This is a genomic window from Achromobacter sp. Root170, from assembly GCF_001428165.1.
GTDB lineage: Bacteria > Pseudomonadota > Gammaproteobacteria > Burkholderiales > Burkholderiaceae_B > Achromobacter > Achromobacter mucicolens.
The window spans coordinates 467,248-481,770 of the sequence record NZ_LMHN01000015.1 but is presented as its reverse complement, the minus strand read 5'-3'; the positions used below and the strand labels follow the sequence as shown (position 1 = coordinate 481,770).

Sequence of the window (14,523 nt, the reverse complement as noted above, 5' to 3'; positions counted from 1 at the left end):
AATACAAGATTTGATTGGCCGGCGCTGCAAGACGTCCCCACTTCTGTCGGGACGCCTCGATAACCGGATCAGGCCGCTTCGGGCGGCCCGAAGTGCAAGCGCGGCACCGCGGCCAGCAGGCGGCGGGTGACTTCCTGGCGGGGCGCCAGCAACACCGACTCGGCCTGTCCCAGTTCGACGATGCGGCCCTTGTCCATGACCGCGATACGATCCGCCAGGTATTCGACCACCCCGAAATTGTGGGTGATGAACAGATAGGCGATGCCCAGTTCGGCCTGCAGTTCGCGCAGCAGGTCCAGGATCTGTGCCTGCACCGACACGTCCAGCGCCGATGTGGGCTCGTCGCAGATCAGCACCTTGGGTTCGACCGCCAGCGCGCGGGCGATCGCGATGCGCTGGCGCTGTCCGCCCGAGAACTCGTGCGGATAACGCGTCAGCGTGTTGGCCGGCAACCCGACCCGCTCGATGAGCTGCGCGGCGTGCTTCTCGCGGTCCGGCCGGCTCATGCCGCGCTTGAGCGACGCCAGCCCCTCGTCCAGGATCTCGCCGATGCGCATGCGCGGGTCCAGCGACGCATACGGGTCCTGGAACACGATCTGGATGTCCTGGCGCAGGCGCTGCAACTGGCGCCGGTCGGCGGTCAGCAGGTCCTGGCCTTGCAGCATGGCGCGGCCCGACACGCGCGCGCCGTCGATCAGCCGCAGCAGCGCCTTGCCGGTGGTGGTCTTGCCGCAGCCGGACTCGCCCAGCAGGGCCAGGGTTTCGCCCGCGCGCAAGGTGAAGGTCACGCCGTCCACGGCCTTGACCCACGACACGATGCGGCGCAGCGGCCCCTTGCGCACCGGGTAATGAACTTTCAGGTCCTGCACGTCCAGCACCACGCCGCCCGCCTTGGCCGGTTCGCCCCGCGCGCGCTCCTGCGCGGCCGCGGCGCGACCGTGTTCGGTCAGCGGCACGCCGCGCTTGTCGAACGTGGGGATGGCTTCGAAGAGCTGCTTGGCGTAGGGATGACGCGGCGCGCGGAAGAATTCCTCGGCGCTGGCGCTCTCGACGATCTCGCCGCCGCGCATCAAGGCGACGTGGTGCGCCACGTTCTTGACCACGGCCAGGTCATGCGTGATCAGCAGCACGGCCATGCCCATTTCCTGCTGGATGGTGGCCAGCAGGTCCAGCACCTGCGCCTGCACCGTCACGTCCAGCGCAGTGGTGGGCTCGTCCGCGATCAGCAGCAGCGGCTCGGCCGCCAGCGCGATGGCGATCATGACGCGCTGCTTCTGGCCGCCGGAAAACTGGAAGGGATAGTCGTCGATGCGGCGCTCGGGCTCGGGGATGCCGACCCGGCGCAGCCAGTCGATGGCCCGCGCGCGCGCAGCCGCCCCGCGCAGGGGCGTGTGCGCGGTCAGCGTCTCGATGATCTGGTCGCCCACCCGCATGACCGGATTCAGGCTGGTGGACGGTTCCTGGAAGATGATGCCGATACGTCCGCCGCGCACGCCGCGCATGGCGCTCTCGGGCAGGCGGTTGAGGTCTTCGCCGTCCAGGTCGATCTGCCCGCCCACAATGCGGCCGGCATCCGGCAGCAGCCGCAACAGCGCCAGCGCGGTCATGCTCTTGCCGCAACCCGATTCGCCCACCAGCGCGAAGGTCTCGCGTTGGGAGATGGCCAGCGCCAGGCGCTTGACCGCGTGGGTGATGCCGGTTTCGCCCGCGACGTCGACATCCAGGCCCTGCACGGTCAGCAAAGGGGTGCCGTCGCTCATGGCGCCTCCCCGGTCTTGGAGGCGCGGCCGTCGGCCGCCAGCATGGCTTCCGGCCGGCGGCCCATAAAGCCCAGGCGCGCGAGGCGGCTGGGCTTGTAGCGGCGTGTGCGCGGATCGAAGGCGTCGCGCACCGCGTCCGCAAACAGGTTGGCGGCCAGCACCAGCGCCAGCATGAAGATGAAAGCGGTCATCAGGTTCCACCAGATCATGGGATCGCGCGACATTTCCAGCCGCGCGCCGTCGATCATCGAGCCGAAGGAATTCATGCTGGGATCCACGCCGATGCCCAGGTAGGACAGCACGGCTTCATACAGAACGAGCCCCGAGAATTCCAGCACCACGGTGATCAGGACCAGATGCGCGACGTTGGGCAGCAGGTGGCGCGTCATGATGCGCCAATGCGAAACACCGAACGCGCGCGCGGCCTGCACGTATTCCAGCTCGCGCAGCTTGAGGGTCTCGGCGCGCAGCAGGCGGCACAGCCCCGCCCAGCCAGTCAGTCCGAGAATCATGCACAAGAGGAACAGCCGCAGGTCGGCGCGCGCGGCGGACGTGTCGAAGAGGTCGGAATGGTTGTCGATGTAGACCTGCATCATCAGCGCGCAGGCGGCCACCAGCAGCACGCCGGGAATCGACGTGATGGTGGTGTAGAGGTATTGGATGGCGTCGTCGACCTTGCCCTTGAAATACCCGGCCGCGATGCCGAAGACGATGGCGGGCGGCAGCATCGCCAGCGTGGTGAGGCTGCCGATGACGAGCGCCGTGCGGATGCTTTTCAGCGCCTGCCACAGCACGTCGTTGCCGATGCGGTCGGTGCCCAGCGCGTGGTAGCCGCTGGACAGGCCGGCCAACGCGCCCACGGCCAGGCACAGCAGCGCAAAGGTGATCGTCATGGCGCGCCACGGAATGTCGGCCCGGCCGGCCAGCAGTTCCTCGGCGGCGTGGGACGCCGACCCGGTGGCGCGCGCCAGGCACGCGAACAGCAGCACCGCGCCCGCCAGCGCCACGCCCAGCCCGGCCGCCAGGCCCCAACCCAGCCGCATGGCGATGTCGCCCGCGCGCTCCTTCTCCGGATCGGTCAGGTGCAGCGCGGCGCCGCGCAACCGCGGGAAGTCGCGCACCGGCTTGTCATCGACCAGCATGGTCTCTTTGGTGAACTGATGGGCGGCCAGCGGCTCGGAATAGGTTTTTTCGGGGCGGGTCAGCACGGTGCCGGCCAACAGGCCGTCCAGCGCCGACCGCACCGCCGGCGCATACACCGGCGGGGCATCGGCGGCCGCGCCCGGCGCGGGCGGCAGCAGCGGACGGTAGTGCACGGAATCCAGCAGGCCGATCACCGAAAACGCGACCAGGATGACGGCCGAGCACATGGCGGGGGTATCGCGCGCCACGCGTGCCCAGGTGGCGCGCAGGTTGGGACTGCGGCGCACATGCCACACATAGGCCAGCGCGCCGGCCACCATCAGCCACAGCGCGATATCGGTCCAGAGAAAGACGAACTTGGGCATGGCGGCTACTCGAAACGCACGCGGGGATCGGCCAGCGTGTAGGAAATGTCGGCCAGGATCAGCCCCACGATGTACAGGGCCGCGCCCAGGAACACCATGGCGCGCACGATCGAGAAATCCTGCGCATTGATGGCGTCGATGGTGTAGCTGCCCAGGCCGGGAATGCCGAAGAACGACTCGGCGATCAGGCTGCCCATGAACAGCAGCGGCAGCGCGGCCACGGTACTGGTCAGGATGGGCAGCATCGCGTTGCGCAGCACATGGCGGAACAGCACGACGCGTTCGGCCAGCCCCTTGGAACGCGCGGTGCGCACGTAATCCTTGCCGATTTCTTCAAGAAACAGCGTGCGGTAAAAGCGCGCCTCGGGTCCCAACCGAGACACGATTGCCACCAGCACCGGTAGCGCAAGGAACTTGATCACGTCCAGGCCGCCCGAATAGCCCGAGAACGGCACCAGCCGCAAGAGCTTGGCGAACAGCCATTGGCCCGCAATGATGTAGAACAGGCTGGATATCGACAGCAGCATCACGCACAGCACGACGCCCCAGAAATCCAGGCGCGTCGCCCGGAAGTACACCAGCGTCAACGAAAACACGATGCTGGCGAACAGGCCCAGAAAGAAGGTGGGCACCGCCAGCGCCAGGCTGGGCCCCATGCGCGTCTTGATCTCGCGGCCGATGTCGCGGCCGCCGTCGGAGGCGCCAAAGTCCATGACCAGCAGCGGCACCGAGCGGCGGTAGAACACCGTGTCCGTCAACTGCGCCGTGCCCTGGGCCTGGGCGTTGAAGAAAAGCGGCTTGTCGTAGCCGCGCTCGGCCTTCCATTTTTCGACGGCGTCCTGGCTGACGCGCTGTCCGCCGATGGCCAGCCGCGCCATGTCGTCCGGCGTGTTCACGGCGAAGAACAGGATGAAGGTGAAGAGATTGACGCCGATCAGAATCAGCACGCCATACAGCAGCCGGCGGATCACATAGCCGATCATGATTGATGCTCCTTGCGTTCGGGCGGCACGAATGCCGTCTGGCGTTCACGCCGCTTGAGCGCCACGTACGAAGGCCAGATCGCCAGCGCCAGCAGCAGAATGAAAACGCCGATGGGCCACCAGATGGGCGAATTCCATTCGTCGATCTTCTGCTGGCGCAAGGCCGGATCGATCTTCATGTACTGCAGCGTGTTGCGCACCATCTGCGTGGGCTTGGCGTTGCCGACCCACTGCTGGTAGGCCCCGCCCGACATCGGGAAGTAGCCGAACATCCACGGCGCATCGCGCTGGACGACGGCGATCATCTGGGCGATCAGTTCGGCCTTTTCGGGGCCGTCGTCCAGGAATTTCATTTGCTCGAACAGTTTGTCGAATTCGGGGCTGGCGTAGTTGGCCGCGTTTTCGCCGCCGCCCTTGGCCTTGGCGTTCGGGCCGTAGAGCAGGAAGAGGAAGTTTTCGGCGTCGGGGTAGTCGGCGTTCCAGCCCCACAGGAAGATCTGCGCGGCGCCGCGAAGCATCTTGTCCTGGAAGCGGTTGTAGTCGGTGGCGCGCACGTCGAGCTGCACGCCGATCTTGGCCAATTGGCGCCGCATCCAGTCGAACTGCGGGTTGGACCCGCCTCCGCTCATCGAGTCGAAATACAGCACCAGCGGCGCGCCCGTCTGCGCGTTGCGGCCATCGGGGTAGCCGGCCTCGGCCAGCAGCCGCTTGGCCACGTCGATGGACTTGCGCACGGGCTTGCCATCGACCAGGTCATACACCACCGGATTGATGCCTTCGGGCGGGTCGCGATAGCCCAGCACGCCGGGCGGCACCGGGCCGTATGCGACGGACGCCTGGCTGTTCTCGAACACGGCCACGTATTCTTCCCAGTCGAAGGCAATGCTGATCGCCTGGCGCAGCTTGCGGTTGCGCTCCTGTTGTTCGGGCGTGTCGCCCTTGCCCACCACCGGATCCAGCCAGTTAAACCCCATGTACCAGTTGGCGGTCTCGACCGTGGTGGGCAGCTTGATGCCGTGTTCCTGGTATTTGCGCGCCTTGTCCTGGCTGTCGCCGGCCGCCACCAGCATCGCCACGCCGTATTCGCCGCGCTCGATCTGCGGCACGTCGTAATAGCCCTGCATGAACTTGCCGGTCAGCGGAATGGCTTCTTTTTCGACGCTGAACTCGGCGCGGTCGATGAAGGGCGTGGGCTTGCCGCAGTCGGCCAGCAGGCCTGCGGCCTTGTCGCCGGGTTCGCCTTCGCAGGGATAGGGCTCGCCGTGGTAATTGGGGTTGCGGCCCAGCACGTGGCGGCGGTTCTGAAGCGACTCGACCAGCATGTACGGGCCGGTGCCGACCGGCCAGGTGTTCAGCGACAGGTCGTGCGCGGCCATGCCGGGCTGGCTGTAGAAACGGTCCGCCTCCCAGGGAATGGGCGCGGTGAAGGTCATGGCCAGCCAGTACTTGAACTGCGGATACTTGCCGTCGACGCGGATGCGCAGCGTGTGGTCATCCAGCGCCTCGACGCCCGTAAAGCCGTCGTCCTCGCGCAGATCCAGCCAGGGCAGCGTGCCGCTGCCGCCCGGCACGTCGCGCCGCAGATCCTGGTCGCGCTGGCGCAGCCGGTCGCCGTAGTCCTTCAGGCCCTGCACGTGCTCGGCCATGAGCGAATAGATGGGCGACACGACCCGCGGGCTGGCCAGGCGCCGGAAGGCATAGGCGTAGTCGTGGGCCGTGAGCTCGCGGGTGCCCGTCAGGGGGAAATCGGGGATGTAGAACTTGTCGTCCAGTTCGCCCGGGGCGAGCGGATAGTAGGCGTAGCTGCCGTCCTGCTTGCGGGCAAAGGCCGGGTGCGGCGCAAAGCGTATGCCGGGACGGATCTTGATGTCGTAGACGCTTTGCGCGATCTGCTCGCCGGGCGCGTCCTCGGGCAGCGGGTTGCCCGCCTTGTCCAGGTAGACCGGCGGATCGATCGACGCCGCCGCGCGCGGCACCAGCTCGTAGGGCCGCTTCAGGTAGTGATACCCGTAAAGCGGCTCATAGATGTTGTAGGTGTAGGGCGTCTCGTCGCCGGAATAGGAGCTGGCCGGGTCCAGGTATTTGGGCGAGCGTTTGACGAAAGCGGAATACAGCGTGTTCTGGCTTTCGGCGCCGGATGGATAGGGGCTGTTGATGGGGCTTTCCTGCGAGCAGCCCGCCAACGCCAGCGACAGCAGCATGGCCGACGCCCAGAGCCGCTTCAGTACACCCATGGAAACCTTCCCGTCGTTTCGTAGCGACAGAGGATAGCAAATGGGGGGCCGGGGAAGTACCCCGGCATCCCCCTAGGGACGAAATGCGGGGGTGGCGGCCTTCAGCCGCACTGGCGCTGGCGCCAGCAGTCGTAGCGCCACTTCCAGGGCTGCACGGGGTCCGGACGCGCCCACAGCCCGCGGCCAGCCGCCTTGGCCTGGCGCTGCAGGTCCGGCATGGCCTTGTCGCGCAGGTAATCGCCCTTGCGGGCCGTGTAGGCCCAGGCGTAGCCGGCTTCGACCTGCACGCGGTTGGCCGAGCGGCCGTCGGCCAGGATCAGCGCGCAGACATCGCGGCCATACTGGTCCTGCTCGTAGCACTGCGCCGTGAGCGTCTTGCCGGCCACCAGATCTGCCAGGTGCTTGCGCGACGCCTCGGCGTCGGGCTGGCCGGGCTGGTCCGTGCCGTGGCCCTCCTCCGGCGCGTCGATGCTGTCCATCCGGATACGCCGCTGGCCGTCAGGCGCCCGCAACGTCACGGTATCGCCGTCCGCCACGTTCACGATCGTGCCGGTCAGGGTGAAGCTCCCCGGCGGCACACCACCCGCAGGCGCCACGGCCGACGGTTTGCCTGCGGCCGGCGCCGAGGGCTTGCCGCTTGCCGTCGGCCCCGGGCGCTGCGGCGCCGAATCCTGCGGTTCAAGCCAGTTCACGATGGCACCCGCCACCGCCAGAACCAGGGCAACGACAAGGGCGGTCAGCTTGCTGCCGCCACGAAAGGGAGATTTGCGGCGCATCACAACCAGCCGGATTTGCGGAACCGCCAGTAGAGCACCGAGCAGATGGACGCGATGACGCCCAGAGTGATCGGATACCCCCACGGAGACTTCAGTTCGGGCATGAATTCGAAATTCATGCCGTAGATGCCGGCGATGGCGGTGGGGACGGCCAGGATGGCGGCCCAGGAGGCCAGTTTGCGCGTGGTGTCGTTCTGCGCCGCCTGCCCGATCATCAGGCTGGCTTCGAAGGCGAACGCCAGCGACTCGCGCAGTGAATTGAATAGTTCATCCACGCGCAGCACACGGTCGGCCACTTCGCCGAAGTAGGGCCGCGCGTGCTCGTCGACGGCGGACATTTCGACCCGCGCCAGCCGGCGGCAGATCTCGGCCAGCGGCGAGACCACCGTATGGATGCGCAGCAGGTCGCGGCGCTGACGGTACAGCCTGCGGATATCCGAGTCCTTGGCGCCGCGGATCAGGAGCTTTTGCTCCGCGCCCTCGACGACGCTCTCGATCTTGACGGCCGCCGAGACATAACGGTCCACCAGCCAATCCAGCAGTTCGGACGCCACATAATCGCTGCCGCGCTTGAGCAGGTCGGGCGAGGCCTCCAGGCGCTCGCGCAGCGGGCTGTGGGCCGCCGTGGCGCCGCGCCGCACCGTGACCAGAAAGCCGTCGCCGATGAGGAACTGCGTCTCGCCGAAGATGGGGCGTTCAGCCTCGACCTCGACCGTGATGGCGACGATCAGGATCATGTTGCCGTAGTCGATGATCTTGGGACGCCGGTGGGTTTCCAGCATCTCTTCCTGGTTCTTGTCGCAGGCGCCCAGTTCGCGCGACACCTTGGCAAGCGTTTCGGGGCTGGGATTGCGCAGGCCGATCCACAACATGCTCTGGCCCTGGCGCTGGGCGACGTACTGGCCGGCTTCTGCAAGGGGGACCTCGCGGTCCCGCCGTCCGTTCACGTAGGCGATCGATGCCACGACCTCGCCCTTGGGCGCGTCGGCGGCTTGTGCTTCAGTAGACATAGACTTCCTCGGACAAATCGATCCCTGCCGCGCAGCGTGTGGTTATCGGCCGATGATAGCCCAGCCCGCTGACGGGCCGCTGGCTCAGAAAAGGCTGCGCACCCGCTTGGCCACGTCGATGCGCGGGGCCTGCGGCTCGCGCGGCTCGGCCCGTCCGGGCGGCAGGTCGGGCAGCTTGGGAAGATGGTCAAAGAGCGGCAGCATCGCGTTGGTGATGAACCGCGTGCGCGATCCATAAACGTGGCGGTCGCCCATGCCTGTCTGCTGATGCACATAAAAGCGCTGCGGCACGACGAGCTGAAGCCGTTCCTTGGCCCGCGTCATGGCCACGTAAAGCAGCCGGCGCTCTTCCTCGATTTCTTCGGCGGTGCCCGTGCTCATGTCCGACGGAATGCAGCCATCCACGACGTTCAGCACATACACCGCCTTCCATTCCTGGCCCTTGGCCGAATGGATGGTGGACAGGATCATGTAGTCCTCGTCGCGCAGCGGCGCGCCGGATTCGTCACTGGTGGCGTCGGGCGGGTCCAGCGTCAGCTCGGTCAGGAAGCGCTCGCGCGACGGGTAGCCCGACGCGATGCGCACCAGCTGGTCCAGATCGGTCTTGCGCACGCGCGCATCGTCATACAGGCGCTCGAGCTGGCCGTTGTACCAGCGCAGCGCCAGGTCCACGTCAGCGGGCCACTTCAGGGCGGGGTCGCACAAAGCGGCGTAGGTGTCGGCAAAAGCGCCCCACTCTTCCTGGGCCGCCGCGCCCGGCTTGAATTCGCGCAGCGTGCGCAGTGGCTCGGCCGAGGCGGACATGGCGTCCATCAGCTTGCCCGCCGTCGCCGGCCCGATGCCCGGCATCAGCTGCGCAACCCGGAAACCCGCCATGCGTCCGCGCGGATTCTCGGCCCAGCGCAGGATCGACAGCAGATCCTTGACGTGCGCCGCTTCCAGAAAGCGCAGCCCGCCAAATTTGACGAATGGGATGTTGCGGCGGGTCAGTTCCAGTTCCAGCGCGGCGCTGTGGCTGGCCGTGCGAAACAGCGCCGCCTGCGACTTGAGCGTCGCGCCCCCCTCGCGCTGCGCAAGCACCTGGTCGGCCACCCAGCGCGCCTGGCCGGCCTCGTCGCTCACCGTCACCAGTTCGGGCATCTGCGAGGACTTGCGATCGGTCCACAGGTCCTTGGCATAGCGTTCGGTCGCCTGCGCGATCACCGCGTTCGAGGCGTTCAGGATGGGTTGCGAGGACCGGTAGTTGCGGTCCAGCGTGATGACGCGCGCCGGCGCGGGAAAGAGATTGGGAAAGTCCAGGATGTTGCGCACCGTGGCCGCGCGGAACGAATAGATGGACTGTGCGTCGTCGCCCACCACCGTCAAGCCCCGGCCGTCCGGTTTCATGGCCAAAAGAATGGCCGATTGCAGCCGGTTCGTGTCCTGGTATTCGTCAACCAGCACGTGGTCGAAGCGCGCGCCCACGTCGGCCGCGATTTCCTCGTCCGACATCATCTCGGACCAGTACAGCAGCAGATCGTCATAGTCCAGCACCTGCTGATCCTGTTTGGCCGCGACGTACGCGCGGAACAGGTTCTTGAGCTCGTCCTCCCATTGGGCGCACCACGGAAACGAGGTCTTGAGCACGTCGCCCACGGGCGTCTGGCTGTTGACCACGCGCGAATAGATCGCCAGGCACGTCCCTTTGAGCGGAAAGCGCGATTTGGTGGAGGACAGGCCAAGTTCATGGCGCACCATGCCCATCAGGTCCTCGGCATCGCCGCGGTCGTGGATGGTGAAGGCCTCGGACAGACCGATGCGCTGGGCGCAGTCGCGCAAGAGCCGCGCGCCGATCGCATGGAAGGTGCCCGCCCACGGCAGCGACGGCGCCTGCTGCGACGCGCGCAGGTTCATCACCCGCTGCAGCACCGATCCCACGCGCCGCTCCATTTCCAGCGCCGCGCGGCGCGAAAACGTCAGCAGCAGCATGCGCTGCGGGTCCGCCCCGTTCAGGATCAGGTGGGCCACGCGATGCGCAAGCGTGTTGGTCTTGCCCGACCCCGCCCCCGCGATGACCAGCAGCGGGCCATCGGTGCCGGGCGCGCCTGCCACGCCGAATTCGGCCGCTTCGCGTTGGGCGGGATTCAGGTCGGCCAACGGATCGGGCCGCTCGGCAGCTCGCGCGGCGGCGTTGTCGTTGTCGGGAGTATGCGAAAGAGGATCTTGGTCTGGCATGTCGCGGAGCCGCAGCGCTGCGGCCGCAAAAAAGGAAGGAGCCAAGGCTGGCTCCGGATGAACACTGTATATTTATACAGAATTTTTGCGAATCCGTCTGAACCGCCCTGGCGCCATGCCCGATTTCCCCCGCATCCTGACCGGCACCGCCTCCTGGACCGACCCTACCCTGCTGGCCTGCGGCCGCTTTTATCCGCCCGACGCCCGCAGCGCCGAATCCCGGCTGCGCTTTTACGCGTCGCGCTTTTCGCTGGCCGAGGTCGACTCCAGCTTCTACGCGATGCCCACCCCCGAAAACGCACACCGGTGGGCCACGCGTACGCCGGACGACTTCGTCTTCAACATCAAGGCCTTCCGGCTGTTCACCGGCCACCAGACGCCGCTCTCGGCCCTGCCCGGCGACATCCAGCGCGAATTGGCCGACTGGCCGGATCCGGTCATCTACCACGACCGAATGCCCGCCGACCTGCGCGACGAACTCTGGCGGCGCTACCAGCTTGCCATCGAGCCCTTGCGGATGCCGGGCAAGCTGGGTGCGGTGCATTTCCAGTTTCCGCCCTGGATACGGCGGGACGCCCGGGGCATGGCGCGCGTGGCCGACTGCGCGCGGCGCATGGAGGAACACCTGGTGTCCGTGGAATTCCGCCACCGCAGCTGGTTCGAGACCGCTGGCGCGACGGCAAGCACACTGGCCTTCGAGCGCGATCTGGGCGTGGTGCACACCGTCGTGGACGCGCCGCAAGGCTTCGACAACACCGTGCCGGCGGTCTGGGAAAGCACCCATCCGGACCTGACGCTGCTGCGTCTGCACGGGCGCAACGCGGCCACCTGGAACGCCTCGGGGGCCGCTTCGTCGGGAAGGTTCCAGTACGAGTACTCGGAAGCGGAACTGGCCGAACTGGTCGCCCGCTTCACCCGGCTGGCCTCGCAATCGGGACAGGCCCACGCGGTGTTCAACACCAACTTCGAAGACCAGGGCATGAACAACGCCGCCGCCTTTGCCTCGGCGCTGACGCTGCCGGGCGTGTGAACGGGTATCAGGCGCCCGCCTTGGCGGCAGGCCGCGCCACGGGCCGTGCCACTTCGGCCAGACTCTCCAGCAGCACCTCGAACTTGCGCGCGATGTCGTGCTCCGGCACGCAGGCGTACCCCAGCAGCAGCCCCGGCCGGCGTCCCTCGTCGTTGACGTAATAACGCGAGAGCGCCCGCGTCAGCACGCCCTTGCTGCGGGCCACCTCGACCACGCGCAGGTCGTCCATGTCGGGCGGCAGGGTCAGCACCAGATGCAGGCCGGCCATGCTGGCGTCGCGATGCAGCCAGTCCGGTCCCAGCCGCCGCTCGATCAGGTTGACGAGCATGGCGCGGCGGCGGCCGTACAGCATGCGCATGCGGCGGATGTGCGCCGCGTAATGGCCTTCGGAAATGAACGTCGCCAGCGCCGCGTGCGTCATAAGGTGACCCTCGCGGTACAGCTCGGCGTGCGCGGCCTGGAACGCCGCGGTCAGCGACTTGGGCAGCACCAGATAGCCCACGCGCAAGCCGGGGTACAGCGTCTTGCTGAACGTGCCCATGTAGATCACCGGCGCGTCGGACTCCAGGCCCAGCAGCGACGCGATCGGCCTGCCCGAGAAGCGGAATTCGCTGTCGTAGTCGTCCTCGATGATCCAGCTGCCGCACTGCCGCGCCACCGCCAGCAGTTGCCGCCGGCGGGCCAGCGACATGACCGGCCCCAGCGGATACTGGTGCGAAGGCGTGACGAAGATGAACCGCGGCGGCGTGCCCACGGTGTCCGGCAGCCGCATGCCTTCTTCGTCCACGGGCAGGTGCACCGTGCGCAAGCCGTTGGCCTGCAGAATGGTGCGCGCGCCCCAGTAGCCGGGATCCTCGACCCACGCCGTTTCGCCCGCCTCGCCCAGGATGCGCGTGGTCAGGTCGATGGCCTGGTGCGAGCCTTCGGTGATGATGATCTGTTCGGGATCGCAGTCGATCGACCGGGTCAGCGCCAGATGCTGCGCCAGCGCCTCGCGCAGCGCCGGCAGCCCGCCGCCGTAGGAATACGTCAGCAGGTCCGGCGCGGGGTTGCGCCATAGCGCGCTGAAGATGCGGCCAAACTTCTTGTGCGGAAACTCGGTCAGGTCGGGCACGCCCGGCATGAACGCCCCCCATTGATAGGGCGAGGCCGACACGCCATCGACGATGGCCGCGCCGCGTGGCGACAGCGAGGGACGCGAAGCCGCCTCGTTCGCCTGGCGCGCGCGGCGGCCGCTGGCCAGGTAGGAGTCCGGCACCGACGCATTGACGAAAGTGCCATTGCCCTGCCGGCTGCGGGTATAGCCCTCGGCGAGCAGCTGGCTGTAGACATGCACGACCGTGTTTCGGGCAATGCCCAGCTCGGCCGCCAGGTCCCGCGTGGCGGGCAGGCGCGAGTCCGCGGCAATGGATCCATCCAGGATGGCTTCACGGATGCCGCGGTAGAGCCGCTTGTTCATGGGCTCGCTGGCGCCATCGGCCAGGCGCAGCAGCAGCAAGTCACCGACGATGGACCGCAATTGGTTCTACCTGATTTATCAAAGTGGTTCCCAAAAGTGGGGCCATCGTAGCATTAAATAACTGCTTTACCGCCCATCACTCTCATCGAGACCGAGATGAAGAATCAGGATCTGAATACCCGCCGTTCCCTGGCCACGCCGCGCGGCGTCGGCGTCATGTGCGACTTCTATGCCGTGCGCGCGGAAAACGCCACGCTGTGGGATGCCGAAGGCAAGGAATACATCGATTTCGCAGGCGGCATCGCCGTGCTGAACACGGGCCACCTGCACCCGAAGGTCAAGGCCGCGGTCACCGCGCAGCTGGACAACTTCACGCACACGGCCTATCAGATCGTTCCGTACGAAGGCTACATCTCGCTCGCCGAGCGCATCAACCGCGTGGCCCCCATCGATGGCCTGAAGAAGACCGCCTTCTTCACGACCGGCGTCGAAGCCGTCGAGAACGCCGTGAAGATCGCGCGCTCGGCCACCGGCCGCTCGGGCGTCATCGCCTTCTCCGGTTCGTTCCATGGCCGCACGATGCTGGGCATGGCGCTGACCGGCAAGGTCGCCCCCTACAAGCTGTCGTTCGGCCCCATGCCCGGCGACATCTATCACGTGCCGTTCCCCAACGCCACGCAATCGATCAGCGTGGCCGATTCGCTCAAGGCGCTGGACCTGCTGTTCAAGGTCGACATCGATCCGAAGCGCGTCGCGGCCATCATCATCGAGCCCGTGCAGGGCGAAGGCGGCTTCAACATCACGCCGCCCGAACTGATGACGGCGCTGCGCAAGGTCTGCGACGAACACGGCATCCTGCTGATCGCCGACGAAGTCCAGACGGGCTTTGGCCGCACCGGCAAGCTCTTCGCGATGGAACACCACACCGTGCAGGCCGACATCATCACGATGGCCAAGAGCCTGGGCGGCGGCTTCCCCATTTCCGGCATCGTCGGCCGCGCCGAGATCATGGACGGCCCCGCCGCGGGCGGCCTGGGCGGCACGTACGCCGGCAATCCGCTGGCCGTGGCCGCGGCGCACGCCGTGCTGGACGTCATCGCCGAGGAAAAGCTGTGCGAACGCGCCACCCAATTGGGCGACAAGCTGCGCGCCCACCTGGAAGGCCTGCGCGGCAAGGTGCCCGGCATCGCCGACGTGCGCGGCCTGGGTTCGATGGTCGCGCTGGAACTGAACGACGCGGCGGGCAAGCCCGACGCCGAAGCGGTCAAGCGCGTGCAGAAGCGCGCCCTCGACGCCGGCCTGATTTTGCTAAGCTGCGGTGTATACGGAAACGTCCTGCGCTTCCTGTATCCCTTGACCATTCCCGACGCCCAGTTCGCACGCGCGCTGGACATCCTGTCCGAGGCGCTTGCCGCTTGAGGCGCGAGGCCTGACTAACCGGTTATTCGGCCGGCGGGCATAACGATTGCGGGCGTAGCAGGTTCCCGGCTTGGATCTCAAGCCTGAACCCTGCCGCGCCCGTCGTCGCTTGGCCCGCCGCACCCATCAA

Annotated in this window: 10 protein-coding genes; 2 read left to right on the top strand and 8 right to left on the bottom strand. The window is 67.1% G+C overall.

The features are described 5' to 3' along the window. Positions 1–68: 68 nt before the first annotated feature. The 7 genes from ASD87_RS16570 to ASD87_RS16540 all read right to left on the bottom strand — a co-directional run bounded on the left by ASD87_RS16570 (position 69) and on the right by ASD87_RS16540 (position 10,485). Positions 69–1,760 carry an ABC transporter ATP-binding protein gene (locus tag ASD87_RS16570; protein WP_056323763.1) on the bottom strand — a complete coding sequence of 564 codons (1,692 nt, stop codon included), beginning with the start codon at positions 1,758–1,760 and terminating at the stop codon, positions 69–71. Beyond that, a complete protein-coding gene (locus ASD87_RS16565; RefSeq protein WP_056323760.1) occupies positions 1,757–3,268 on the bottom strand; it encodes an ABC transporter permease in 1,512 nt (503 codons plus the stop codon). Before ASD87_RS16565 ends, ASD87_RS16570 begins: the two co-directional genes overlap by 4 nt. A 5-nt stretch (positions 3,269–3,273) precedes the next feature. Further along, on the bottom strand, positions 3,274–4,251 hold the full coding sequence (locus ASD87_RS16560) for an ABC transporter permease (protein ID WP_056323758.1): 978 nt from the start codon (positions 4,249–4,251) through the stop codon (positions 3,274–3,276). Then, positions 4,248–6,485 (bottom strand): ABC transporter substrate-binding protein, encoded by a 2,238-nt coding sequence (locus ASD87_RS16555; RefSeq protein ID WP_056323755.1) that lies wholly within the window; start codon positions 6,483–6,485, stop codon positions 4,248–4,250. The genes ASD87_RS16560 and ASD87_RS16555 overlap by 4 nt, the downstream gene beginning before the upstream one ends. A gap of 101 nt (positions 6,486–6,586) precedes the next feature. Then, positions 6,587–7,264: a thermonuclease family protein gene (locus ASD87_RS16550; RefSeq protein ID WP_200952202.1), complete on the bottom strand. Its 678-nt coding sequence runs from the start codon at positions 7,262–7,264 to the stop codon at positions 6,587–6,589. Continuing rightward, entirely contained in the window at positions 7,261–8,271 is a 1,011-nt protein-coding gene (locus tag ASD87_RS16545) for a magnesium and cobalt transport protein CorA (protein ID WP_056323750.1), read from the bottom strand. The genes ASD87_RS16550 and ASD87_RS16545 overlap by 4 nt, the downstream gene beginning before the upstream one ends. A gap of 84 nt (positions 8,272–8,355) precedes the next feature. Then, positions 8,356–10,485: an ATP-dependent helicase gene (locus tag ASD87_RS16540; RefSeq protein ID WP_082586337.1), complete on the bottom strand. Its 2,130-nt coding sequence runs from the start codon at positions 10,483–10,485 to the stop codon at positions 8,356–8,358. 115 nt (positions 10,486–10,600) lie between these two features. On the opposite strand from ASD87_RS16540, the gene ASD87_RS16535 reads away from it, so the two are divergent. Continuing rightward, entirely contained in the window at positions 10,601–11,515 is a 915-nt protein-coding gene (locus ASD87_RS16535; protein ID WP_056323747.1) for a DUF72 domain-containing protein, read from the top strand. Between the two features lie 7 nt (positions 11,516–11,522). Here ASD87_RS16535 and ASD87_RS16530 read toward each other — a convergent pair whose 3' ends face one another. Further along, complete coding sequence (locus tag ASD87_RS16530) at positions 11,523–13,034, bottom strand: PLP-dependent aminotransferase family protein (protein ID WP_369818548.1); 1,512 nt, start codon at positions 13,032–13,034, stop codon at positions 11,523–11,525. A 96-nt stretch (positions 13,035–13,130) separates the two neighbouring features. On the opposite strand from ASD87_RS16530, the gene ASD87_RS16525 reads away from it, so the two are divergent. Beyond that, complete coding sequence (locus ASD87_RS16525; RefSeq protein WP_056323744.1) at positions 13,131–14,393, top strand: 4-aminobutyrate--2-oxoglutarate transaminase; 1,263 nt, start codon at positions 13,131–13,133, stop codon at positions 14,391–14,393. Positions 14,394–14,523 lie beyond the last annotated feature (130 nt).